Consider the following 23,600-nt stretch of genomic DNA (forward strand, 5'->3'; position numbering starts at 1 on the left):
ACGGAAAATTCAAGGGAGTTTAATAATGAGCATTCAAAAAGTACTTTCTTCTTGCACGACGATCCTGGTTGGCAAAAAAGCCAGTTATGATGGTTCAACGATCGTTGCTCGAACGGAAGATTCTGGCAACGGCACCTTTGAAGCCAAAAAATTTATAGTAGTCAAACCTGATCAGCAGCCGCGGCACTATGTTTCTAAAATATCTAAAATTGTTATCGATCTGCCTGATCAACCGCTGCGTTATACATCCGTTCCTAATGCGATCAATACCGACGGCGTTTGGGGCGAAGCAGGGATCAATGCTGAAAACGTGGCGATGAGTGCTACGGAAACGATCACCAGTAATGAACGCGTCTTAGGAGCTGATCCGCTGGTTCAAAGCGGTATCGGCGAAGAAGATATGTTGACGATCGTTTTGCCATATATTCATTCCGCACGAGAAGGGGTATTGCGTTTAGGCTCTTTGCTCAAGAAATATGGTACTTATGAAAAAAATGGGATTGCTTTTTCTGATACCGATGAAGTTTGGTTTATCGAGACGATCGGCGGCCATCATTGGCTGGCGCAACGCGTCCCCGATGATTCATATGTAACTGTGCCCAACCAACTAGGTATTCAAGAAGTTGATTTTTCCGATAATGATAATTTTCTATATTCAGATGATTTAGAAGAATTTATCAAAAATAATCATTTGGATCTTTCTTTCGACGGAAAAATAAACAGCCGGCTGACCTTTGGCTCTCATGCCGATAATGATCATCACTACAATACGCCGCGTGCGTGGTTTATCCAGAAGTTTTTGACTCCTTCTGTTTCACAGGATCCGATGAGCGATACGATTCCATTTGCTCAAAAACCATTCAGGAAGATCACTATCGAAGATATTAAGTACCTGCTGTCTGGCCATTATCAAGATACAGTTTATGATCCGTATGGTACGACCGGTACTGAAGCAGAGAAAAAAGCGTTTCGTCCGATCGGTATAAATCGTACCGGCGAATTATCGATTTTGCAGCTTCGCTCTGACCGTCCAGAAGGATATCGCGCTTTGCAATGGATCGCGTTCGGTTCGATGCCCTTTAATACTCTGATTCCTTTCTACACTAACATTGAAGATACTCCGGCTTACTTAAGAGACACTACAAACCGTGTTACTTCCGAGAATTTTTATTGGATCAATCGTTTGATCGCGGCACTTGCTGATTCTCATTATCATGAAGTTATCGCTAGTATCGAACAATATCAGGAAAGGACTTTGAGCCAGGATCACGCGGCTATCATTGCAACGGATAAAGACGCGGCTGGATTAGCAGGCAAGGAGTTAACTGACTTTTTGACTAGGTCTAATCAAGAGATCACCGATCGGATAAAAGAAGAGACAGAGGAACTCTTAAATGAGGTACTCTTTACTGTTTCTAATTTGATGCATAATAAATTCGCTCGCGGCGATAATTGACGGCCTCAATCTTTGAAAGGGTTTACACAGAATAGTAAAATTAAACCGGAGCATTAGCTTCGGTTTTTATTTTAGGAGGCTGTATGAAAAAAATAAGGATAGGACAAAGTGGTGTTTCAGCTAGTCAGATAGCCTTAGGAGTCATGCGGATAAATCGGTTGGATCGTAAAGCTGCAGCTGATTTGATCGCGGCTGCTTACCAAGCCGGCATCAATTTTTTTGACAGTGCCGATATATATGGTGCTGGTCGTTCTTCGATGATCTTTGGCCAAGCCTTGCAGGATACTGGCATCGATCGAGACAAGATTTTTCTTCAAAGCAAGGGCGGAATAATTTTAAAAGATGGCCAAATCGATGGTGACGGCCTCAAAGGCCAACGATATGATTTTTCAAAAGGCCATTTGATATCGACAGTCGAAACTGAACTTTCGCGCCTGCAAACTGATCATCTTGATTTCTTCTTGCTGCATCGTCCTGATACGTTGATGCGGCCTGAAGAAGTAGCTGAGGCCTTTTCTCAATTAGAGGCTTCGGGCAAAGTCCTGCATTTTGGTGTTTCTAATTTTAGTCCTTATGATGTTGATCTGATCCAGCAAGCGGTCAGCCAAAAATTGGAGGTAAACCAGCTGCAGTTTGGTTTAGGCCATGCTGATCTAATAGCAGAAAACATTCAATTAAATATCAGTAAAAGTCCTAGCTTTGATAATCATGTGACAGCTTTTGATGTTCTTGCTTATTCAAGGCTTCACCATATGACCATCCAAGCCTGGTCTCCTTTTCAATCAGGCTTCTTTGCTGGTGCGATCGTTGATAATCCGCAACTTCCTGAACTTAATGCCGAACTCGACAAGCTGGCCGATAAATATCAAGTTGGGAAAAATGCTGTTGCCAGTGCCTGGATCGCTTATCATCCTGCTAATATACAAGTAATTTTAGGAAGCATGACGGCAAGCCGTATCGAAGATGCAGCAAACATCGACAAAGTAAAATTGACTAACCAAGAATGGTATGATCTTTATCTAGCTGCCGGCTACCCGCTTCCTTGATCAGGCTTTTAAATTATATTCATCGATATATTCTTTAACAAATGAGTGCATGAATTCGTCGCGTCTTGCGGCGATTTTTTTTGCGCTGTCGGTATTCATTAAATCTTTTATCGTGAAAAGTTTTTCGTAAAAATGATTTATCGTCGTCTGTTTATTTTCATTACGATATTCTTGTTTATTCTTCAGATCGCGAACTTTTATTTTCGGATCGTAATCTGCCTGGTCGTGTGCACTGCCGTATTTGAATGCTCTAATGACCGCGATTGCGCCAATGGCATCTAACCGGTCGGCATCTTGAACGATCTGACCATTTATATCTAGCTTTTTTGCTTGGCCGAAACGTTGTTTGGACCATGACATATTATCGATGATAAAAAAGATCTGCTTCGATAGTCCGTCTAAACCGATTTTTTTGAGAAAATCATCAGTTTTTTGTTTGGCAGCAGCCGGATCTTGATAAAGCTTGTCGTCATAACTGTCATGCAGGTAAACTGCTGCCAGTACTAGAAAATCATCAGCCTGCGGGTAGTCTTTTAAAATTATTTTCGCAAGACCGGCGACCCTTTTTAAATGCTGGTTTCCGTGACCGGTTTTATCATTTTTTGATAAGTTAAAAACGTATTTTTTGATAAGCTCTAAAAGGTTCTTTTGTTCTTGTATCATAAGGTCGATTTTAAAGCTTTTAAAAGTCCGCCGCCGAAAAGACTGTGATATACTTTGTGAAGACCGAACGGTCGGTATCTAAAATGCGATGAATACAAAAGATAAAATTTTAGAAGCTGCGTTGGGACTTTTTCTGTCTGGAGGATATGACGGTGTGTCGATCTCCGATATCGTCAAAGCAGCTAACGTCTCAAAGGGTGGTCTTTATAATTATTTTTCGAGCAAAGAAGACCTGTTTTACCAAGCAGTTTATCATTCCTATGATCGGTTAGGCGCTTTTGATGTGAAAAAGTTTTCTGAAAAGGATTTTCAAGATTTCAAAAGTTTCTACCAAGAATTTTCTTCCACCTATGACGGTTTGCTTTCGATGCATGGAAAGAAACTTTCTGAACTGGTTATTTTGTGGATTCATGCGATCAAGAAATTTCCTGATTTAAATGCTCGTTCTAAAAAATTTGATAATTTGATCTTTGATATTTTTAATCGAAACATTGAAAAAGGACAAAGGTCTGGGGAATTATCGAACAAATTAAACAGCCGCGAAATTGCATCGATCTATATTCTTGTTTTTCGTTCAACAACGATCGACAATGTTTTCCCGGCTGAGAGCTTGGAAACACATATAGAACCAGTTTCGATCCGCCACGCGTTTGATGATCTGTACTATTTGATACGAAAAGGAGAAGAAAATGCCTTATCTTGAGCTAAAGGATATTCATAAGAGCTATATTCTCAATAAGAGCCAGGAATTTCCAGTTCTTAAGGGAATAAGCCTTAAATTTGAAAAGGGCGAATTTGTCAGTATTTTAGGTGAATCCGGCGGTGGTAAATCGACCTTGATGAACATAATCGGCGGTCTGGATCATAATTATACCGGCGACGTTGTTTTAAACGGTACTTCTACAAGAGAATATAACGAAAAGCAAATGGATGCTTATCGTCGACAAACGATCGGTTTTATTTTCCAGAGTTTTAACCTTGTTTCTCATTTAACAGTTTTGGATAATGTTTTGATCAGCTTAGAGATGACTACTTTGTCGCATGGCGAAAAAGTCAAACGGGCTGAGCAGTTGTTAGAACAGGTCGGTTTAGCTGATCACATCAAAAAGCATCCCAACCAATTATCCGGCGGCCAAAAACAGCGGGTCGCCATCGCTCGAGCCTTAGCTTCTGATCCGGATATCATTATCGCTGATGAACCCACTGGTGCGCTTGATTCCAAAAATACGCAAGAGATCCTTGAAATAATGGAATCGATCGCCGAATCAGGTAAATTGGTCATCGCTGTCACTCATTCCGAAGAAGTTGCGCGTTTTGGTACTAGGATAGTCCACATGTCTGATGGGGTCATCGACAAAGATGTATCGAATCGAGAAAAATATCCGGTACCTGAAAATGATCAGTCTAAGAGATTGGTTTCTAAAAAATTAGGAGTTTTGGCCGCTTATAAGAGCGCGTATAAGCATACGATGTACTATTTTTGGCGAAATTTCCTGATCATGCTCGGTACCGGGATCGGTATTTTTGCTGTTCTGCTTTTTTCCGGTTTGGGAAATGGTATTTCGGCTTTTATTAATGATCAGATCAGTTCATTGATAAATCCGGTATCGATAACTGTCATGAAAAATCCGAGCGGCAAAAAAATGTCGCAGACTGAATTTACTAATTCGCTTAGTCAGTTTTCACAGGATCCCTCTTCGCTTTTGATCGAAGAAAATGAGCTTTCGCATTTGCGCAGATTGAAAAATGTTAATGCTGTACAGCCGGGCTATCAATTTAATCGATTCACTTTGACTATGAGCGGTAATAATGAAAGGGTCGCTGGCGACAGACTGCAGACTTGGACCAGAGCCTACTCTGCAAATACTGTTAAAAATGGTCACCGTCCCGGTAATGGCGAGATCTTGATCGATCGAGCCCAAGCTGAACAGTTTCTAGGATCGAAGAATTATCGACAGATCATCGGCCGAACCGTTCATTTGACTTTTACTTGGATGAATCAGCGTCAGCAACCGGTCGTTATCAACAGTGATCTTAAGGTTTCCGGTCTAGGCAATGGCGGTCAAACCGGTCAGGTAACAGTGACTGATTATTCAACTATCCGTCGGGCACTTCGGAACGCCGGTGCTGACACACGAGCTAATTTTGTTTCTGTTAATGCCAAATCGATCAATGTTACCAGATCGGTCGCGGCAAAAGTAAATAATATCAAGATAAACGGCAAGTTTGCTTTCGGAGCGATCACTGTCGGCGATGTTTTGAATACAGTCAGTTCTTATGTACGTCTAGCTACAAATGTACTTTCCGCGATCGCCGCTGTTTCGCTGGTTGTTTCTGCATTGATGATCATCGTCTCTATGTACATGAGTGTTTCTGAACGTACCAAGGAGATCGGTGTTCTTCGCGCCTTGGGTGAAGGCAAACGCGACATCAGCCGCTTGTTTACCGGCGAATCGCTTTTGATCGGTCTCTTCTCAGCTGTTTTGGCTTTGGTACTTGCTTTTGTCATCGGTGCTGCAGCCAATCATGCTCTTTGGGGATTGGCTAAAGCCAATATGGTCATCATCACACCGGGAAATGTTCTGTTTGCCTTTATTATCGCTCTGGCGATTTCTTTTCTGGCGGCGTTGCTGCCGGCTCGCCGGGCAGCCAAGCTGGATCCGATCGATTCGCTTGCATCCGAATGATTTTTCTTAAAATATTACATTTTGGCAAAAAATTTTGCATAATCCGAACTTTCGCCTCTAAATCTGGCAAAATAGTATATGCCGTCTTTTTGGCAATAAACTTTTTTATTTGATTTCGGAGGCAATTTTGGAACAATCACATGCAGAAGAATTCAAGGGAAATTACTTCCAGTGGTTCAAAAACGAATTAAAAAAATGGCCGGTACCAGCTTGGACGATCTGGTGGTTCGGCTTTGGTTTTCAGTTAGCCCTCTTTTTACAGGGGCATATCAATCTTTTAGCTTTTATCACACTTTTAGCTACTTTAGCCGGTTTGCTATGCACATGTGCGATGATGATCGGACGTCCGATCAATGGTCTTTTTGGTTTGATATCAGCGGTCGGTTTTATTTATGTTAATTATTCAGCCGGTCACTTTGCTTCGGTCTTAGACCAGTTTGTTTTTGTCGCTTTGATCGATATTCCTTTGATGATAAGTTGGCGTTCTTGGGGACAAAACTTTAAAAGTAAAGTTCGTACCCTTAGTACGCAGGGATTCGTTATCACGGTCGTATCTATTTTGATAGCTTGGGGCGTGCTTTATGAATTGTACGTGCTGTTAAAAGATACTAACCCGGTTTGGGATTCATTAGTACTAGCTATCGGTGCTACCGCATCTTTGCTGTGCACCTTGCATTTCAGCAATACCTATACACTTTGGCTGGCAGAAGATGTCGTTAACGTTATCCTTTGGTTTACAGCCAATATGGCTGGATATACGCAAGCGGCCTTGCCGATGCTTGTAAGTACCATCCTTTATACGGCAACTGCTGTTTACGGTAAGTTTTTCAGTGTTTGGGCAAAAGCCGAGCAGCCGAAGCCTTTAGAACAAGAACAGGCTGTCGCTTCACAGAAAAATTGATAGTATAAAAAATCCTCCTCGATAAATGAGAAGGATTTTTATTTTGGTTTTATTTTTAATTCCGATGTTTTACATAAGAGTAAGTACCAAAAACGATTATCCAAATAACTGTGCCGCCGACAGCTATTTCAGTTGAACTTTGGAAATACATTGAGATAAATACAAAGATCATAAACAGCAATGTCATTGGGTTAAGTACTTTTGAAAAGGGCATCAAAAACCCATCTTTTAAATACTCCGGACTTTTTTCGTAATTGTGATGCGCGATCAGGATCATCATATATATCAAAAGATATGTTCCCGAACTAACAGCCGCGATCATGGAAAAAGCATCTTTGATCGAAGGGATGTAATAAATCAAAGGCGATATCGCAACGAAGGCTGCTGAAAAAATTACTCCTCGTGCAGGAACGCCGCGTTTATTGATCCTTGCAAAATGTTTTTTAAAGAAACCGCTGGAATCCAACGAAAGCTGATAAACATGTCTTCCAGCTGAATAAAGGACCGAATTCAAGGAACTGGCCGCAGCAGTCAAAACAACGAAGTTTATCAATCCGGCTGCCCATTTTATACCGGCAAGTTTAAATACCCAAACGAAAGGCGATTGTTGGGGATCCAGTGATTTCCAAGGATAGATGACCATTATCGCTAAGAGGGCACCGATATAGAAGATCAGTATCCTGAAAATTATTTGGTTGATGGCTTTGGGCAGCACCTCTTTAGGATCTTTAGTCTCGCTGGTAGTTATACCAACGAATTCGATTCCCTGATAGGCGAAGAAAACCATCGGAAATGCCATGATAAAACTCTGCCATCCCTTAGGAAAAAGTTGAAAACCATTGGTTATATTACCGATCGAAGCGTGGCCGACTGGTGTTTTGTAGTTGACCAGCAGCATGAATAATCCTGTTGCGATCAAGGCAACGATGGCGGTGATCTTTATCATGGCAAACCAAAATTCGGCTTCGCCGAAGAAACGAACAGCGATCATGTTTATCGACATGATCACTAATAAAAAGGCGATCTGGATGATCCACATCGGTATTTGCGGAAACCAGAATTGGAAGTAGGTGCCAACGGCAGTAAGTTCTCCCATACCCATAAAAAGGATCGAAAGCCAATAGGTCCATCCGGCAAAGAATCCGAATGGTTTACCCATGAATTTCGTTATAAAGTTAATGAAGGTATGCTGGCTGGGATCCATGTACATCATTTCTCCCATGGCTCGCGCTAAGAGGAACATAAAAAAACCGGCGATCAGATAAACGAACATTATAGAAGGTCCGGTCAAAGCAATTGAACGTGAAGATCCGAGAAACAGTCCAGTACCGATCGTTCCTCCGATCGCAATCAACTGAATATGTCGGTTTGAAAGTTCCCTGCGCATTCTGTTAGGTTGCTTGTTATTATTTTTCATACGATTTCCATCATAAGGCATTGACGTATATAATAAAAACAATAAAGTGAAAGGGGCTCATTTGCCGTGGCCGAAAATAAAAAATTTTACATAACTACTCCGATCTATTATCCATCGGGGAAACTACAGCTCGGAAATACTTATACCACGGTCTTGGCCGATTCATTAGCCCGTTTTCATCGTGCTTTAGGGGAAGATGTTTTCTTTCTTACCGGTACAGATGAACACGGATTAAAGATTCAGCAAAAGGCCGAGGCTGCTCATAAAAGCGAGATGGAATATCTTGACGAGATGGCAGTCGGTATCAAAAAATTATGGAAATTGATGGATATTTCATACGATAAATTTATTCGTACGACTGATGATTATCATGAAAAGGCCGTTCAGAAAATTTTCAAAAGATTCATGGACGAAGGCGACATATATAAAGGCAACTATACTGGCTGGTATTCTGTTTCTGACGAAGAGTATTTCACCGAATCTCAATTAGCAGAAGTCTACCGTGATGATCAAGGCAATGTTATCGGCGGAAAAGCGCCTTCCGGGCATGAAGTCCAGCTGGTCAAAGAAGAAACTTATTTCTTTAAAATGAGCAAATATGCCGACTGGCTGCTTGATTATTATAAAAATCATCCCCAGTTCATCCAGCCTGAAAGCCGTATGAACGAAATGATCGAAAATTTCATCAAACCCGGTCTTGAGGATTTAGCTGTCACAAGAACCAGTTTTGACTGGGGGGTACCTGTTTTAGGGGATGAAAAACATGTTATCTATGTTTGGATCGATGCTTTGACAAATTATATAACCGCGTTAGGTTATGATCCGGAATTAGGTAATTTTGACCAGCAGCCGGACCTATTCAAAAAATTCTGGCCGGCCGATCTTCAATTAGTAGGTAAAGAAATCGTTCGTTTTCATACTATCTATTGGCCGATCATGCTGCATGCGCTGGGACTGCCTTTGCCCGGGGAAGTTCTTGGCCATGGCTGGTTAGTTATGAAAAACGGCAAGATGTCCAAGTCTAAGGGCAATGTCATTTATCCAGAAACTTTGGAAAAGCGCTATGGGCTTGATGCTGTTCGATACTATTTATTGAAGAGCATGCCTTTTGGCAATGACGGCGTATTTTCTCCCGAAGATTTTGTCGATAGAGTTAACTTTGATCTGGCAAACGATCTAGGCAACTTGCTGAACCGTACCATTTCTATGATCAATCGTTATGAAAAAGGGGTGGTTCCTGATCTACCGGAATCTAAGACTGATGAAGACCAGGATCTGAAAAAAACAGCCGAGACAGCGATCGATACTTTCAAGTCGCAGATGGAAAAAGCACATACTGCTGAAGCTTTGGAGGGTGTTTGGAGTTTAGTCCGCCGGACTAATAAATACATTGATGAGACTGAACCATGGATCTTAAGCAAAAAAGGTCTGGAAACAGATCTGGACCGGGTCATGGCTCATTTGGCAGCTTCATTGCGGGTTATCGGTTCATTATTACAGCCGATACTGACTCAATCACCAAAGAAGATCTTTGACCAATTGGGATTATCTGAGGTCGAACCGATCAAAGATCTGCATTTCAGCGGATTGAAAGGCGGCAGCAAAGTCACAGAAAAGCCGCAGCCGATCTTCCCTCGTTTGGATGTTGAAAAGGAAGTCCAGTTCATTTCCGGCCTTGTAAAAAAAGATACTAAAGGCAAAGGAAGGGCACGGATCGAGGAAGCTAAGAAAAAGGCGCTTGCAGCAGACGAAAAGACACAAGCAGAGCAGGAGTTTGCACCGATCGAATATGATGATTTTGCCAAGATCCACCTGCTTGCCGCTAAGATCAAAGATGCTGAATTTTTGTCTAATTCAAAAAAATTGATAAAATTCCAGATCGATGACGGCAGCCGGCAAGGGCGCCAGATCCTTTCCGGTATTCGCCAATGGTACCCGGATCCATCGATTTTGATCGGCAAGACAGTTGTCATAGTTGCTAATCTAAAACCGCGCAAGATGGCTGGACAAATAAGCCAGGGGATGATCCTTTGTGCCGAAAATAAAGATGGGAATGTCTATGTAAGCCAGCTTCCCGATATAGTAGAAGCAGGAGCCGAGATCAATTGATCACGGTTTTTTGTTTTTGAAGACAAATACTTTTGAAAATATGTAGTTCAAAATTATCGCCGCGATCTGGATCAGCAGCGACCAGATAAAAGTATTTGCTAATAAAGCGGAACCGGCGAAATTTTTGACCAAAGGCCAATCAAGCGGGGCAGATCGATAATTCAAGCGGTCCAAAAGAAAGAAACGAATGAAAAAGTTTCCAAATTTTTCAATACACAGCCAAGTAACGAAGAGATCTAAAAAGAAAACAAATAGACGGCCGGCGACGAACTTGAGGAACTGGATGATCAAAGGAGATCTTTCGGCTTGAGTAAAGACCCATATCTTATTTGTTATAAAAGCAAACAAAATCGCCGCGCTCTGAGCCGCGACTACTGCTAAAAGCGCGTTTTGACTGATATTAACTACCATGAATCGTGCGATAAAATAGACTACGGTCGTTAAGATGCCAAAAAATATGTAAAGGATTATTTCTTTATTTTTATCGTAAATATTTTTCATAATGACTTTTTTAATTTTAGATTAAAAGTTTTATTTATGCTTATAAAATTTGCGTTAACGGAAAACGGCCCTTATTCAGTTATAATTGAGCAAAGAATGACAAAGTCACAAAAACGTTATTTACCATTTAAAAGACTTATTGATATTGCCGGCAGCCTTGTTGGGATAATTTTGCTATCATGGCTTTTTTTGATACTTATTATTATCCAAAAAGCCGTTGACCCTAAAGGTCCGGTCTTTTATTTGCATGACCGGGTCGGCAAAGGCCACCGTCACTTTAAACTTATCAAGTTTCGGTCTATGCGGACTGACTCGGATACTTATTTTCAGCGCCATCCCGAAGACTATAAAGTTTTTGTGGAAAATGATTATAAATTCCCAGCCGGCGAAGATCCTCGTGTTACCAAATTCGGTCGTGTCCTGCGCCGGACCAGTTTGGATGAACTGCCTCAATTGTTCAATATTTTCATTGGCCAGATGTCGATCGTCGGTCCGCGCCCGATCACCGAACCGGAATTACGTTATTACGGTGATCAGGTAGACAAACTTTTGAGTGTTTTGCCTGGAGCAATGGGATTATGGCAAGCTACAGGACGTTCGGACATTAAATACCCTGAACGGGCAAAAGTTGATTTGGAATATGTCGATCATATCGGTTTTTGGTATGACTGGTATATGGTCTATTTGACGATGAAGGCTATTTTTTCACGTGAGGGGGCTTATTGAGCGATGGAAAAGAAAATATACGTTGCCTCGCACAAACTCTATCAGATGCCAAATGACAGCCTTTATCAGCCAATCTGGGTCGGTCATGCCTCGCATAGCGATCCTTATGATCTTCCAGCCGGCTGGATAGGCGATGATACCGGTGATAATATCAGTTTGAAAAATCCGAATTTTAATGAACTGACGGCGCTTTACTGGGCCTGGAAGAATTCTCAAGCAGATGTGATCGGGCTGGTTCACTATCGCCGGTTTTTTTCTTTGAATCATAAAAAAGGTCTTTTTAACATCTTAACTGCAGATCAGCTGGATCAGCTGCTGAAAAAAAGTTCGATAATCCTTCCTAAAAAGCGCAGTTATTACATCGAAAGCAATTATTCACACTATATTCATGCCCATCACCGCCAGCCGCTTGACGATATTAAAAAAATGATGTCGGAACCTTACCAAAAAAGTTTTGATAAGGTCATGGATAGAAGCAGCCAGCATCTTTTCAATATGATGATAATGACAAGATCTGAGCTCGATGCTTATGCTTCATGGATGTTTCCGCTTCTCTTTGAATTAGAAAAAAATTTGGATATATCTGGTTATGATAGTTATGAACGCCGTGTTTTTGGTTTCGTTGGCGAGCGTTTGCTGGATATTTATCTTGATGCACAAGAAAAGGAATATATAGAGGTGCCCTTTGTTTTCGAGGAAAAACAAAATTGGCTCAAAAAGGGCGGTGCCTTTTTGCTAAGAAAAATCACTGGAGGAAAAAATGGCAAATAAATTCAATACTAAAAATTATGATTATCTGATTGTTGGTGCCGGACCTTACGGCGCTATTTTTGCCTATGAAGCAGCTAAACGGAATAAGCGTTCTTTGATCATCGAAAAGCGTCCTCATATCGGCGGCAACATGTACACTCACACTGAAAACGGGATCACTGTTCATGATTTCGGTGCTCATATTTTTCATACAGACAATCAAGAAGTTTGGAATTTCGTTAATAAATTCGCTGATTTCAATAATTATCAAAATCAGGTCGTCGCTAACTACAAGGGCGAACTCTATAATTTGCCTTTCAATATGAATACCTTTTATGAGATGTGGGGAGTTAAGACGCCTGACGAAGCCAAAGCTAAGATCGAAGAGCAAAAAAAGGCCGCTGGAATCAAAGGCGAACCGCGCAACCTTGAGGAACAAGCTATTTCTTTGATCGGGACTGATATATATACCAAATTGATCAAGGGTTATACCGAAAAACAATGGGGCAGAAAAGCAACTGAATTACCGTCTTTTATTATCAAGAGATTGCCGGTCCGCTTTATTTTTGATAATAACTATTTTAATCATCGCTACCAAGGGATCCCGATCGGCGGTTATACTCAGATATTTGATAAATTGCTTGCCTCTGATCTGATCGATGTCAAAACCAGTTCTGACTTCTTTGCTCATAAAGAAGAATATTTAGCTGAATTTCCAAAAATCATCTACACCGGTATGATCGATCAGTTCTTTGATTATCAATTTGGTGAATTGGAATACCGCAGCCTTAGATTTGAGTCGGAAACACTGGATACGGATAATTATCAAGGCAATGCGGTCATCAATTACACTGATGCAGAGACTCCTTATACGCGGGTCATGGAATGGCGTCATTTTGATGGCTTAGCCGACCCGGGCAAGACGATCGTCACTCATGAATATCCGCAGAGTTGGGATCGCAGCAAAGAAGCCTATTATCCGGTCAATGATGAAAAAAATACCGAAACATATAAAAAATATGCAAAACTGGCCCGCCAGCATCGCGATAAAGTTATTTTTGGCGGTCGATTGGGCCTGTACCGCTATTTCGACATGGATCAAATTATCAATGCTAGTTTTAACCTCGTTCGTCAGGAGTTCAAGATCCCGGCTGACTATCGGTTTGACCAGGAATAAATTTAATTTCTGATTTAAAGTTAGTGTTGTATAATTTTTGGGATGTTCACGAAACTTGCAGAAAAAATAAAATCTTTTGTTTTGGGTAAAAATAGTTCGTCTCGAAGCAACCCGTTTTTCAAACAGACTAAGAAAATATACGTTTGGATAAGTGGATTTAAATCAAATAAGAATCCATCGATGGCAGCTGGAGTCGGTATCTATCGCTGGATCCTCTACCCATTATTGATGTTTTTTTCCGCGCTTTTCAATGTCTGGTTCATACAATTTCAGATTCAAGTGGGGATGAACCAGAGTTTGACTGAACGAGTCCAAGCCGCTTCTAATTTTGTGATAAATGCTTTTATTCCGGGCAGCGAGAATCACCAAGCTCTGCTGAACATTTTTTTCATACTTGCCTTGTTTTTTCTTTTGCTGGCCATTACTAATCGTTTTTGGCTGGCTTTTATTTTAAATAATCTTGTCTTCATTATTTTTGGTATTGCCGATAACCAGAAACTTCTTTATCGAAATGAATCGATTTTGCCATCTGACCTGTCTCAATTAAGCAATCCTTTGATGATCGTTAATTTTATCGGCATCAAGGCGTGGCAATTTTTCTTGCTGCTGTTAGGACTGATCATTTTTATTTCAGTTCTTTATTTGCTTTGCCGGCGCTTTGATTCCAGAATAAAATTTGCTAAATGGTATTTCCGTTTGCCTATTTTCCTGCTTTCTTTTGCAGTGCTCTTTTCAGCCAGAAATCTTTATACACCAGGCGCTCTGCCGGACCGGGTAGCTGCTTCGCTGAATGATTCGCCCATTCCTTGGGATGTTAATGCCGATCAGAGAAATAATGGTGCAGTCTATTCCTTTATGCGCTTTTTCGATAACAAAGTAATGGCTGTTCCAGAAAATTATTCTAAAAATAAAATGCAGCGTTTAGAAAAGAAGTATTCTAAAATTGCTGGTCAAATTAATAAAAATAGAAACAACTACTTGAACCAGCAAACAGTGATTTATGTTTTGAGTGAAAGCTTTTCTGATCCAACTAGAGTTCCCGGAACAACGATTATTCCAGATCCCATACCAAATATAAAACAGATAAAAAATAAGACAACGTCAGGTTTAATGTTGAGTTCTGGTTATGGTGGCGGCACTGCTAATATTGAATATCAAGCACTAACTGGTATGTCATTAACAAATTTTTTGCCAACCGTGACCTCTCCCTACATTCAAGTTCTCCAATCATCTAAGTACATTCCTAATATTTCTAATTATTGGAAAATTAAAAATGCTATTCATCCATATCTTCCAATGGTATATGACAGATCTTCTGTATATAGAAAGATGGGATTTCAAAATTTTTATACGCTTTATAATCCTAAGGTTAAGTTTAGTGGACGAATAGACAATAATCCTTATGTTAGTGATCTTGATGCATATAAAAACGTAATAAATCAGCTTTCTAAAGAAAAAAAATCTCAATTTATTCAAATGCCCACTATGCAGAATCATTTAGGGTATAACAATTGGTATAAAAATTATTCCTTTAATATAAGTTCTATATATCATAGACCAGACACAGAAAATGACAATGTTAAAACTTATGTTCAAGGAGTCCATTTTACTGATCAATCTACTAAATGGTTCTTGGATCAATTAGATAAGATTAAAAAACCAATAACTGTTGTTTGGTATGGTGATCATTTACCGGGTATTTATGATAGTGAAATATCAAATCCTGATGAGATTTTACCTCTGCACGAAACTGATTATTTCATATATTCAAATAAGGCAAGTAGTTCTCACGATACTAAAATTAATAATAATAATAATTTTACTTCTCCTAATTATTTTCAAGAGCTTTCCGCTGAACATATGAATGTAAAAATATCACCATTTCTTGCTTTAATGCAAGAAATGAGAGAAGATTTTCCAGCCTCTTCGAATGCTTTAGCTAAAAGCGGATCTGATAATTGGCAGACCAAGAATAGAAGAAATATTTATCTTAATAACCAAGGCCAAGAGATAGAGGGTAATTTTACTAATCACCAAAAAGAACTGTTGAATGATTATAGATTAGTACAATATGACATAATAAAAGGTCATCACTTTGTGCATAGAAATGGTTTTATGAATATCCCCTCTAAATAATTTAGAAAATACTATGGCTAATGTACAATGATAATCAGTGAGTTATTATGGATAATTTAGCAATTCTTATACCCGCTTATAATGAAGCGCAGACAATTTCAAAAGTAGTTAATGATGTTAAAAGAATAACAAAAAATATTCCTAATTCTAAGGTATATGTATATGACAACAATTCTAGTGACGAAACTTATAACTTAGCAAAAAAAGCTGGTGCTATTGTTAGACATGAGTATGTTCAAGGAAAAGGAGCAGTCATAAGGAGAATGTTTAGAGAAATAGATTCTCAAGTCTACGTGATTATAGACGCAGATGATACATACCCTGTAGATGCAATACCTGAAATGTACGAAAAAATTGTTCAAAGAAAAGTTGATATGGTTGTTGGTGACCGCCTTTCATCAACTTATTTTGAGGAAAATAAAAGACCATTTCATAATGTAGGAAATACGATTGTAAAATTTTTAATTAATCATTTGTTTGACACGAATATTAAAGATATATTAACCGGTTACAGAGCTTTTTCTTATAGGTTTGTTAAAACTTTTCCTGTTTTATCAAAGGGATTTGAAATAGAAACTGAGATGAGTATACACGCTGCCGAAACAAATATGTTTGTTGAAAATCAAGTTATTGAATACAGAGACAGACCTGCTGGTAGTGTGTCTAAACTGAACACTTATGGGGATGGTTTTAAAGTTATCCTAAAAATATGGAATTTATTCAGGATTTATCACCCCTTTGCTTTTTTTGGAAACATTTCCTTAATTTTGGCTTTGATAAGTTTAATAACTTTTTGGTTTAGGGTTTTTCTTCCGTATAGATCAACGGGTGCCGTTGCTAACATGCCAACGCTAGTTGTTACGATGATCGTTCTTCTTGCCTCAATTGTCTCTCTTTTTAGTGGACTAATTTTAAATGCCATACAATCTCAAGAAAAAATGAACTTTGAATATAGGTTGATAGATGAAGAAAAAAATTCTAAACAACATTAAAAAAATTTTTAAAAATCCTATTTTCGTAGGTCTTATTTCATCTTTCGCTTTTTTTATTAATTTTAAAAAGGTAAACGATTTTAATTTTTTTAATGTTGTACATACAAGATTTGTTTATCCGAATATTTGTCTTGTTTTAATTTCTTTTCTTTTACCAATAATTATTCAGGAAGAATTATTAAAAAAACAAAATAAAGAATTAAATAAAAATATTGTAGACAAAAAAATTTTAATAGTAACTTCTTCAATTTTTTCATTTTTTACTCTTTTGGGAGAATCAATTTCTAATACAAATAGTTTAGAACTTCTCTTTGCAAGCAAAACAACTTTTTTTATATCTTTTTTGTTCTTTGTAAGTTTTGATATTTTTATATATTATTTAATTTCTTTATTTTTTTTAATTCGTAATAGATTACTTTCGTCAAATATTTTTGAAAAAAAATTTTATACACCGAACTTTTTTATTACTGTGCTTATTATTTTATTATTTTGGTCTCCGATAATAATTTTTATTTTGCCAAGCACAATAGGGTATGATGGTGCTCGCCAAATCAATGAATTTTTTAGAGTTTCTATTCCACAATTAGATTTTAGGTACTTTCCTACAAATCATCACCCCTGGTTTTCAACTTTAATTATGGGAGGAATATTTAAAACCGGTCTTTTTCTTTTTAAAACTAATACAGGCGCGTTTTATTTTCATTCTATTGTCCTAATTATTTTTTCTTCAGTATCATACTCATTTTTAATTAATTCGGTTAAAAAAATAATCAATAATAGTTGGTTAACCTGGTTACTTATCATTTTCTTTGGATTAGAACCGCGCTTTGCATCTTATTCGGTAACGTTTGATAAAACGGGTTGGTTTCTTGCATCTAGTGCATTATTTTTGGGTTTTTTGATTTCTTTATTTTTAGCAATAGATAAACCTAAATCTTTATTATTTGTTGTAGGTCTAATTTTATCATCGATATTTGTTTGTTTTTTCAGGAATAATGGTCTTTATGTGGTTCTCCCAACTCTTTTTGTCGCAATTTTTGTTTTCAAAGATAATTTTAGAAAGTTATTGATTTTATTAAGTATGGTTCTTGTTTTTTTAACTTATCATTCTTGGAATCAATTTTTAAAAAATCAAAATGTAATGCCTTCTTCTCCAGCTGAAATGTTGGTTGTTCCTATACAACAAATTAGTTATTTAGAGTTTAATTTTCCTAATGAGATATCTAAAACCGAACAAAAAAATATTGAAAAAGTTTTTGATTTAAAAAAAGTAGATTCAACCTTTAATCCTGTTTTTGCTGATCCTTCTAAAAACTTATTCAGGTATGATTCTTTTTTGATTAATGGAGATTCGATATTAAGATATAAGCACATTGGCAAGTGGTGGGATAGTGATATTTATAAACGAAACACAAGAATCTTTTTATCAACTTGGTTTCAACTTTTTTTAAAGCACCCGTTACAGTTTTTCACAGCCACGCTTAAAAACCAAAGTTTATCAATTGATCCGCTACCTGAAAGGGAATTAGATCCAAATAATACTTATGGATCCCTGTCTATTTATTCTGGAATACCTAAAAATAATTATTTCGTTCTTTCTAGCAAATATTTAAATAACGTAAAACCACTAATTGATCAAGGGAATAAAAATTATCTTTCAAATTATTTAGTTGTTTTAACTTCCTTACCTTTTTTTGCCTTTGTATTCAACGTGGCGTTATGGAATTTGGTCTTAATTGGTTCCTTTATTTTTTCTATTTCAAAAAAAAATTACTATCAATCACTATTTTTAATACCATCTATAATGACTTTCCTTGTGAATTTAAACGGTTCCGTTAATGGTGATCCTAGGTATGCTCTTCCAATTGAAATTATGGCATTTCCGATTATGCTTATATCTTTTCGTAGTAAAAAATCTATTTTTTCAAAAATTTGATGAAATTCATGTATATTTTTAAAAATATTTATTGTTTCTACTTTATGCGGTAACGGTAGTAACGATTTTTTTTATGCCTTATATTTTTAAATATTGTGTATTATCATTTTTATTTTGTTGTTTTTTAGCCGTTTCAAACCGTTTAATCCAATTTTCTACAACAGAAAGTGGCCAATAAAGTACAATTAAAATTGTTGTTAAACTTAATCGTTAGGATTTTTAAATGAAAACATACTCGTTACTAGACTTACTAAAATTGTTGATAAATAAATGGTGGATCTGTCTGCTGGCTCTTATTATTGGGGCTGCAGCCGGATATGGTTACGCCAAAACGAAGGTTTCTCGCAGTTATACGGCAACGGCCACTCTTTCGGTCGCTCATAACTATGCGCAATTGGGCCAAGCAAGTCGGCAAAATATCGGTGCCAGCGCTTACGACCTGGTCCAAAGCGATATATTGCTGCAAACGACCATTCGTGATTTGATATCTGATTCTGCTATTACAAAACACGCCCAAAAAAGAGTTCATTTTTCAACTGGAGACATCGATGTTAATTCTCCGGCAAATAGTGTTTTGATCAATATAACTGCTCACAATAGTTCTTCTCACCGTGCAGTTCGGATCGTTAATGCTTTGGCAAGGTCGACTCGCCGCTTGCTTCCGGAAGTACTGCCCGCGGCCGGTAACGTCGTTGTTGCTAAAAAGGCAACTTCAACAGTTCAAGTGTCTGGACCTAGTTCAAAGCGTTATGCAATGATAGGCGGTTTGGCCTTGTTTGTTATCACTGCCTTTTTGCTTCTTTGGAAGGATATAAAGGATAAATTAAAGTAATGTCGGCTTGGCTTATTTTCTTTTCCTTGTTTGTTAAACAGGTGACGCATGCAGTTCCGCAGCCTTTTACCGTGCTGCCTTTTTTTGCTTTTGTCGCATACTTGATCTTTCGCAGCCAAGAACAAAAAATAAATCCATTAACAGCTAAAATAATTCCGTCTAAGGTCTTGTTGTATTTTGCCCTTCTGACCGTTAGCGAAATAATGTTGTTGATTTGGAACTATTCTAAGTTTGGTTCTACCAGCCAAGATTTTAATATTCTCGGATCCTTTATCGGCTTCTGTTCGACTATTTTTAGTATTTTATTGATTTATTTAGTCCTTTATTATTCGATCAACGATGATAGGCAGATGAAGTTATATATTCATGGAACTATGGCAACCTTCGTTTTTTTGGCAGTAGCTGTAATAATTCCGCAGCTTTTTGTCGCTTCCAATCATAATTTGCTGGAACCATGGGTGAATTTTATTGATCGGACTTTTGCCCCGCGCTGGCGAATCCCTCAGTATTACACCTCAGGGTCTTACACTGCAACGATGGGTCGCGCTAACGGTATTGAGATCGAGCCGGCGTTTTTGGCAGGACAGTTGGCAATCGTTTTTTTGCCTTGGATCCTTTCTGCTGTTAAAAATCATTATTTGATCTTCCAAAAAAAATTTTTTGCTATACCAGCTGAAATTTATTCATACATACTGCTTGCTATTATTCTATTAACTTTTGTGCTGGCTAAAACGACGACCGGACTTGTAGCTATTGGTATCACAGCTCTTATTTTGGTTTTCGATACAAAAGCGAAGATGCAGCGTTTCTTTGTTTCTTGTGCTGTTGCCGGTTTGATTTTGGCAACTATTGCTTATTTTGTCTCCCAGTCGGTCAGAAATTTCCTTGATGGTTATTTATTTGCCAAAGGAGGCCAGTCTGCTTCAAATCGCAGCGGTGGTACGATCGGGTTATTTTTGACTTTTCTTCACTATCCGCTATTTGGAGTCGGGAATGGTTATATTGGCCACTATTTGATGGAATATGTGCCGCGTAACAGTCGTCTCAATAATGAATATATCAATGGATTTTCACATAACTATGTTGTTTTAAGCAACTGGGGCGGATTTTTAGCGCAGTACGGTATCATTTTTACTTTGCCGATAATCAGAAAGGTACGGGAGCTTTTTTATAATTTCGATCATGCTATCTCTCAGGATAGTTTCGGATTTTTTGTAAAAGACGCTGCTAAATATACGATGATATTTTTCGCCGTTTTAGCTTTGTTTGATTTTAATTGGTTAAGTTATTATTCGCTGATCTCGGTTTTTGTTTTTGGACGTTTTGTTCAATATCGTATGTCAGCCAAACAGGTGGTAAAATCATAAAGATGTCAAAATTATATATAGATAGTTTCGAACAGGCTCGTGTTAGTGCTGTTGTCGTTACATATAATCGTTTAGATTTGCTAAAACAATCAGTCGCAGCGCTTCAAAATCAAAAAAGCAAAACCCTTAAACACATAATAATCGTTAATGGTGCTTCGACTGACGGTACTGAAAAATGGATCGCTGAAGCTGCTAAACAGGATCCAAAGATCGTTGCAGTTGATCTTAATAAGAATCTTGGCGGTGCCGGCGGTTTCAACGCCGGTATAAAAGCTTTTATCCAACAAACCGATGATGATTTTGTTTGGCTGATGGATGACGATTCCATGGTCACTGACAATGCTTTGGATCGGCTTTTAGAAGTTTGGAAAATAGATCCGGCCGCTGGTTTGGCTGCTAGCCATGATATTTGGAAAGATGGTACGTGGGCTAACATGAACATGGCAGCGCCTCTTTTCAATGACAAGATCAAGGTTTACTACGGGGCACAGCCGTACGTCCGTATCAAACACTCGACTTTTGTTTCCACGATCATTTCCCGTGTTGCTGTTTTGAAAGTAGGACTACCGCAAAAAGAGTATTTTATTTGGGGGGATGACATTGAATACACTCAACGCGTAACGCACTTTTTCCCTGGTTTTTTTGTGCGTGATTCGATCGTCGTTCATGCCAGTGCTAAAAATCCGCTGCCCGGTGATATTTCTGGAGAAAAGGTCAAAGCACGGCTTCCTCGTTATCGCAATGAATTTCGTAATCGCCTTTGTACCTCGCGCAGACGTCATTCTTTGCCAAAATATATCAAAACCTTGGGACATAATGCTTTTGATTTCACCAAAGTTTTGTTTGGGCTCCATGTTAAATACCGTTTTACTAAACTAGGCATTATCATTCAAGGCACTTGGAATGGTTTCTTCTTCAATCCGCCTATTGAATATGCTGATTCCGATTACGAGTATCGGGCAGAAGTAATGGAGAAAGTTTGGAAATGAATTTTCAACCAACAGTGGACGTTGTTATACCAACTTATGAACGTCCTCTTAAATATTCCTTTCAAAGCGAGATGCTGTTTGATGCTATAAAATCAGTTCTTAACCAAACTTATCCCGTAAATTCTATTTTTGTGGTTGCTGATGGAAAGAGCCCCAGTGCAAAAAAAATCGTTAAAAAATTTAGTGATGATAAAATAATTTTTTTAGAAACCGGTGAAAAAAAGGGCGGCGGAAGTGCAAGGAATGTTGGTATAAGAGCTTCTAAATCAGATTTTGTCGCTTTTTTGGATGATGATGATATCTGGCGATCAGATAAAATCGAGAAACAAGTATTTTTTTTGAGTAAAAATAGAAAAAAAGATATGGCTTTTTGTTTTACTCAAGTTAAGTCGGAAGAAAAAAACGATTTTCAAATTCTTCCAAATAATGGTCCTGAAAATGGTATGCATTTAGCCGAATATATTTTTCTTCATCACGGCTATATAACGACTTCGACCATTATGGCATCACGCGAATTATTATTAAAAAATCCTTTTACTGAAGGACTTCCAAAACATCAGGATTGGGATTGGATATTTAAAGCCGATTTTTTCTGTAAAGCACAGGCCGTTTTTCTTGATATTCCGTTAACTATTTATAGAACTCAATATTTAGGGAGGTCTATGAGCGTCTCCCAAAGAAATACTTGGAAATTTTCTCATGATTGGATTTCTAAATACAAACCTTATTTGTCACAGGAAGTTATCATGAGTTTTGACAGAGGCCAAGTAATACCGTCTTTATTAAATGACCATAATTTTAGCAAATACTCAAAATATAAATTTATAAGATATATACTTTTAGATTTTTCGTATAAAGAACGTTTTATAGAGTGGAAAAACGTTATAATTCCGTTTATTTATCGTCAACTGAAAGGTCGATATGGCAAAAAATAGTTTCGTATCTGTAATAATGCCAGTTTACAATGGGCTGGATTTTCTTGAGCAATCTATCAAAAGCATTTTAAATCAAAAATATAGTAATTTAGAGTTAATAATTATCGACGACGGGTCAGATAAAGAAACAAAAAAATATCTTAATAACTTGCCAAAGCTGGATAATAGGATACGGGTTTTTCATGAGAAAAATTCTGGACAATCTGTTGCTAGAAATCTTGGTTTATCGAGAGCTAATGGTGAATACATATATTTTATGGATTCTGATGATATTGCTGATCCCGAACTTGTTGGTAAATGTGTCAATTATTTAGATTTGGGATTTGATACGGTTATTTTTGATATTGGTGAAATAGATTCTGAAAATAAAAAAAGATTGATGCCTGATTCTCCTGAATATCGCGATGGCGATGAATTATCAGTCAAGAATGCTTTGAATCTTATTATCAAGTACCACAGATTTGTCGGACCAACAAATTACATGTCGAAGAAAAGTATATATACTGAAAATAATATTAAGTTTCACGAAGGGATAATTTTTGAGGATCAAATATCGACCCCGCTGATATATTCAAATTCTCAAAAAATTGTTTTTTGCGGCGGAAAACCTCTATTTTGGTATAGAAGAAGGGGCAGCAGCTCAACAGGACAAAAGTGGAAATTGGATATTGATAAGACTATCAGCGACCTTCTTTTTGCTTTGTCAGAAGAAAAAAATATTTATTTAAAATATTTTGATAAAGAATATATTTATAAATGGCACTTTTTGCGAATGATTCGTTTTTATAATTTTTATTTTCCACGAAGGATAAGAAAGAAAATATCTATACAAATGAAAAATGACTTATTTAAAATTGATAAGTCTAATATTTCAAGAAGACAAAAAATGATATATCTATCTTCCGGTTCCTCTCTTTTTAATTTCTTGTATAGAAACTTTAGAGCAATTAAAGACCGTTTTGTTCGTTGAAATTATTTTA

20 protein-coding genes are annotated in these 23,600 nt (G+C 37.8%); 17 read left to right on the forward strand and 3 right to left on the reverse strand.

Annotated elements, in window-relative coordinates:
• Positions 1–25 precede the first annotated feature (25 nt).
• Positions 26–1,456, forward strand: a complete 1,431-nt coding sequence (locus ACKP2L_RS00955; protein WP_439425522.1) for a C69 family dipeptidase — start codon at positions 26–28, stop codon at positions 1,454–1,456.
• Between the two features lie 83 nt (positions 1,457–1,539).
• The gene (locus tag ACKP2L_RS00960; RefSeq protein WP_439425523.1) at positions 1,540–2,502 is read left to right on the forward strand and encodes an aldo/keto reductase; all 963 of its coding nucleotides are present in this window, start codon (positions 1,540–1,542) and stop codon (positions 2,500–2,502) included.
• On the opposite strand, the gene ACKP2L_RS00965 is transcribed toward ACKP2L_RS00960, so the two are convergent.
• On the reverse strand, positions 2,503–3,165 hold the full coding sequence (locus tag ACKP2L_RS00965; RefSeq protein ID WP_439425524.1) for an HD domain-containing protein: 663 nt from the start codon (positions 3,163–3,165) through the stop codon (positions 2,503–2,505).
• An 88-nt stretch (positions 3,166–3,253) separates the two neighbouring features.
• Between ACKP2L_RS00965 and ACKP2L_RS00970 the strand changes: the two genes are divergently transcribed.
• The 3 genes from ACKP2L_RS00970 (at position 3,254) to pnuC (ending at position 6,753) form a co-directional block, all read left to right on the forward strand.
• Positions 3,254–3,868, forward strand: a complete 615-nt coding sequence (locus ACKP2L_RS00970; RefSeq protein ID WP_439425525.1) for a TetR/AcrR family transcriptional regulator — start codon at positions 3,254–3,256, stop codon at positions 3,866–3,868.
• On the forward strand, positions 3,855–5,852 hold the full coding sequence (locus ACKP2L_RS00975) for an ATP-binding cassette domain-containing protein (protein WP_439425526.1): 1,998 nt from the start codon (positions 3,855–3,857) through the stop codon (positions 5,850–5,852). Before ACKP2L_RS00970 ends, ACKP2L_RS00975 begins: the two co-directional genes overlap by 14 nt.
• 127 nt (positions 5,853–5,979) lie before the next feature.
• The gene (gene pnuC / locus ACKP2L_RS00980) at positions 5,980–6,753 is read left to right on the forward strand and encodes a nicotinamide riboside transporter PnuC (protein ID WP_439425527.1); all 774 of its coding nucleotides are present in this window, start codon (positions 5,980–5,982) and stop codon (positions 6,751–6,753) included.
• A gap of 55 nt (positions 6,754–6,808) precedes the next feature.
• Here pnuC and ACKP2L_RS00985 read toward each other — a convergent pair whose 3' ends face one another.
• Positions 6,809–8,170 carry an amino acid permease gene (locus tag ACKP2L_RS00985; protein WP_439425528.1) on the reverse strand — a complete coding sequence of 454 codons (1,362 nt, stop codon included), beginning with the start codon at positions 8,168–8,170 and terminating at the stop codon, positions 6,809–6,811.
• Positions 8,171–8,236: 66 nt separating this feature from the next.
• Between ACKP2L_RS00985 and metG the strand changes: the two genes are divergently transcribed.
• Positions 8,237–10,279, forward strand: a complete 2,043-nt coding sequence (metG, locus tag ACKP2L_RS00990) for a methionine--tRNA ligase (RefSeq protein ID WP_439425529.1) — start codon at positions 8,237–8,239, stop codon at positions 10,277–10,279.
• Here metG and ACKP2L_RS00995 read toward each other — a convergent pair whose 3' ends face one another.
• The gene (locus tag ACKP2L_RS00995) at positions 10,280–10,780 is read right to left on the reverse strand and encodes a GtrA family protein (protein WP_439425530.1); all 501 of its coding nucleotides are present in this window, start codon (positions 10,778–10,780) and stop codon (positions 10,280–10,282) included.
• 96 nt (positions 10,781–10,876) lie between these two features.
• Between ACKP2L_RS00995 and ACKP2L_RS01000 the strand changes: the two genes are divergently transcribed.
• The 11 genes from ACKP2L_RS01000 (at position 10,877) to ACKP2L_RS01050 (ending at position 23,590) form a co-directional block, all read left to right on the forward strand.
• Positions 10,877–11,506, forward strand: coding sequence for a sugar transferase (locus ACKP2L_RS01000; protein ID WP_439425531.1), 630 nt, complete (start codon positions 10,877–10,879; stop codon positions 11,504–11,506).
• Between the two features lie 3 nt (positions 11,507–11,509).
• Complete coding sequence (locus ACKP2L_RS01005; protein ID WP_439425532.1) at positions 11,510–12,277, forward strand: DUF4422 domain-containing protein; 768 nt, start codon at positions 11,510–11,512, stop codon at positions 12,275–12,277.
• Positions 12,267–13,433, forward strand: coding sequence for a UDP-galactopyranose mutase (glf, locus tag ACKP2L_RS01010; RefSeq protein WP_439425533.1), 1,167 nt, complete (start codon positions 12,267–12,269; stop codon positions 13,431–13,433). The genes ACKP2L_RS01005 and glf overlap by 11 nt, the downstream gene beginning before the upstream one ends.
• Positions 13,434–13,475: 42 nt before the next feature.
• Complete coding sequence (locus ACKP2L_RS01015) at positions 13,476–15,569, forward strand: LTA synthase family protein (protein WP_439425534.1); 2,094 nt, start codon at positions 13,476–13,478, stop codon at positions 15,567–15,569.
• Between the two features lie 47 nt (positions 15,570–15,616).
• On the forward strand, positions 15,617–16,561 hold the full coding sequence (locus ACKP2L_RS01020; protein ID WP_439425535.1) for a glycosyltransferase family 2 protein: 945 nt from the start codon (positions 15,617–15,619) through the stop codon (positions 16,559–16,561).
• Positions 16,533–18,497: a DUF6020 family protein gene (locus ACKP2L_RS01025; RefSeq protein ID WP_439425536.1), complete on the forward strand. Its 1,965-nt coding sequence runs from the start codon at positions 16,533–16,535 to the stop codon at positions 18,495–18,497. The genes ACKP2L_RS01020 and ACKP2L_RS01025 overlap by 29 nt, the downstream gene beginning before the upstream one ends.
• Before the next feature lie 223 nt (positions 18,498–18,720).
• Positions 18,721–19,329: a Wzz/FepE/Etk N-terminal domain-containing protein gene (locus tag ACKP2L_RS01030; RefSeq protein ID WP_439425537.1), complete on the forward strand. Its 609-nt coding sequence runs from the start codon at positions 18,721–18,723 to the stop codon at positions 19,327–19,329.
• A complete protein-coding gene (locus tag ACKP2L_RS01035) occupies positions 19,329–20,696 on the forward strand; it encodes a hypothetical protein (protein WP_439425538.1) in 1,368 nt (455 codons plus the stop codon). The genes ACKP2L_RS01030 and ACKP2L_RS01035 overlap by 1 nt, the downstream gene beginning before the upstream one ends.
• Positions 20,697–20,698: 2 nt before the next feature.
• Complete coding sequence (locus ACKP2L_RS01040; RefSeq protein ID WP_439425539.1) at positions 20,699–21,685, forward strand: glycosyltransferase family 2 protein; 987 nt, start codon at positions 20,699–20,701, stop codon at positions 21,683–21,685.
• Positions 21,682–22,620 (forward strand): glycosyltransferase family 2 protein, encoded by a 939-nt coding sequence (locus ACKP2L_RS01045; RefSeq protein WP_439425540.1) that lies wholly within the window; start codon positions 21,682–21,684, stop codon positions 22,618–22,620. Before ACKP2L_RS01040 ends, ACKP2L_RS01045 begins: the two co-directional genes overlap by 4 nt.
• Positions 22,607–23,590 carry a glycosyltransferase family 2 protein gene (locus ACKP2L_RS01050; protein ID WP_439425541.1) on the forward strand — a complete coding sequence of 328 codons (984 nt, stop codon included), beginning with the start codon at positions 22,607–22,609 and terminating at the stop codon, positions 23,588–23,590. The genes ACKP2L_RS01045 and ACKP2L_RS01050 overlap by 14 nt, the downstream gene beginning before the upstream one ends.
• The last annotated feature ends 10 nt before the right edge of the window (positions 23,591–23,600 follow it).

The organism is Oenococcus alcoholitolerans, from assembly GCF_051852995.1.
Classification (GTDB): domain Bacteria; phylum Bacillota; class Bacilli; order Lactobacillales; family Lactobacillaceae; genus Oenococcus; species Oenococcus alcoholitolerans.

What these genes read in the sequence shown, in the direction of transcription:
- ACKP2L_RS01020 (WP_439425535.1), top strand. Translation starts at nt 15,617, where the DNA reads ATGGATAATTTAGCAATTCTTATACCCGCTTATAATGAAGCGCAGACA.
- ACKP2L_RS01045 (WP_439425540.1), top strand. Translation starts at nt 21,682, where the DNA reads ATGAATTTTCAACCAACAGTGGACGTTGTTATACCAACTTATGAACGT.
- glf (WP_439425533.1), top strand. Translation starts at nt 12,267, where the DNA reads ATGGCAAATAAATTCAATACTAAAAATTATGATTATCTGATTGTTGGT.
- ACKP2L_RS00985 (WP_439425528.1), bottom strand. Translation starts at nt 8,170, where the DNA reads ATGAAAAATAATAACAAGCAACCTAACAGAATGCGCAGGGAACTTTCA.
- ACKP2L_RS01040 (WP_439425539.1), top strand. Translation starts at nt 20,699, where the DNA reads ATGTCAAAATTATATATAGATAGTTTCGAACAGGCTCGTGTTAGTGCT.
- ACKP2L_RS00975 (WP_439425526.1), top strand. Translation starts at nt 3,855, where the DNA reads ATGCCTTATCTTGAGCTAAAGGATATTCATAAGAGCTATATTCTCAAT.
- ACKP2L_RS00970 (WP_439425525.1), top strand. Translation starts at nt 3,254, where the DNA reads ATGAATACAAAAGATAAAATTTTAGAAGCTGCGTTGGGACTTTTTCTG.
- ACKP2L_RS00960 (WP_439425523.1), top strand. Translation starts at nt 1,540, where the DNA reads ATGAAAAAAATAAGGATAGGACAAAGTGGTGTTTCAGCTAGTCAGATA.
- ACKP2L_RS01030 (WP_439425537.1), top strand. Translation starts at nt 18,721, where the DNA reads ATGAAAACATACTCGTTACTAGACTTACTAAAATTGTTGATAAATAAA.
- ACKP2L_RS01035 (WP_439425538.1), top strand. Translation starts at nt 19,329, where the DNA reads ATGTCGGCTTGGCTTATTTTCTTTTCCTTGTTTGTTAAACAGGTGACG.
- ACKP2L_RS01005 (WP_439425532.1), top strand. Translation starts at nt 11,510, where the DNA reads ATGGAAAAGAAAATATACGTTGCCTCGCACAAACTCTATCAGATGCCA.
- ACKP2L_RS00995 (WP_439425530.1), bottom strand. Translation starts at nt 10,780, where the DNA reads ATGAAAAATATTTACGATAAAAATAAAGAAATAATCCTTTACATATTT.
- ACKP2L_RS01050 (WP_439425541.1), top strand. Translation starts at nt 22,607, where the DNA reads ATGGCAAAAAATAGTTTCGTATCTGTAATAATGCCAGTTTACAATGGG.
- ACKP2L_RS01000 (WP_439425531.1), top strand. Translation starts at nt 10,877, where the DNA reads ATGACAAAGTCACAAAAACGTTATTTACCATTTAAAAGACTTATTGAT.
- ACKP2L_RS01025 (WP_439425536.1), top strand. Translation starts at nt 16,533, where the DNA reads ATGAAGAAAAAAATTCTAAACAACATTAAAAAAATTTTTAAAAATCCT.
- ACKP2L_RS01015 (WP_439425534.1), top strand. Translation starts at nt 13,476, where the DNA reads ATGTTCACGAAACTTGCAGAAAAAATAAAATCTTTTGTTTTGGGTAAA.
- ACKP2L_RS00955 (WP_439425522.1), top strand. Translation starts at nt 26, where the DNA reads ATGAGCATTCAAAAAGTACTTTCTTCTTGCACGACGATCCTGGTTGGC.
- ACKP2L_RS00965 (WP_439425524.1), bottom strand. Translation starts at nt 3,165, where the DNA reads ATGATACAAGAACAAAAGAACCTTTTAGAGCTTATCAAAAAATACGTT.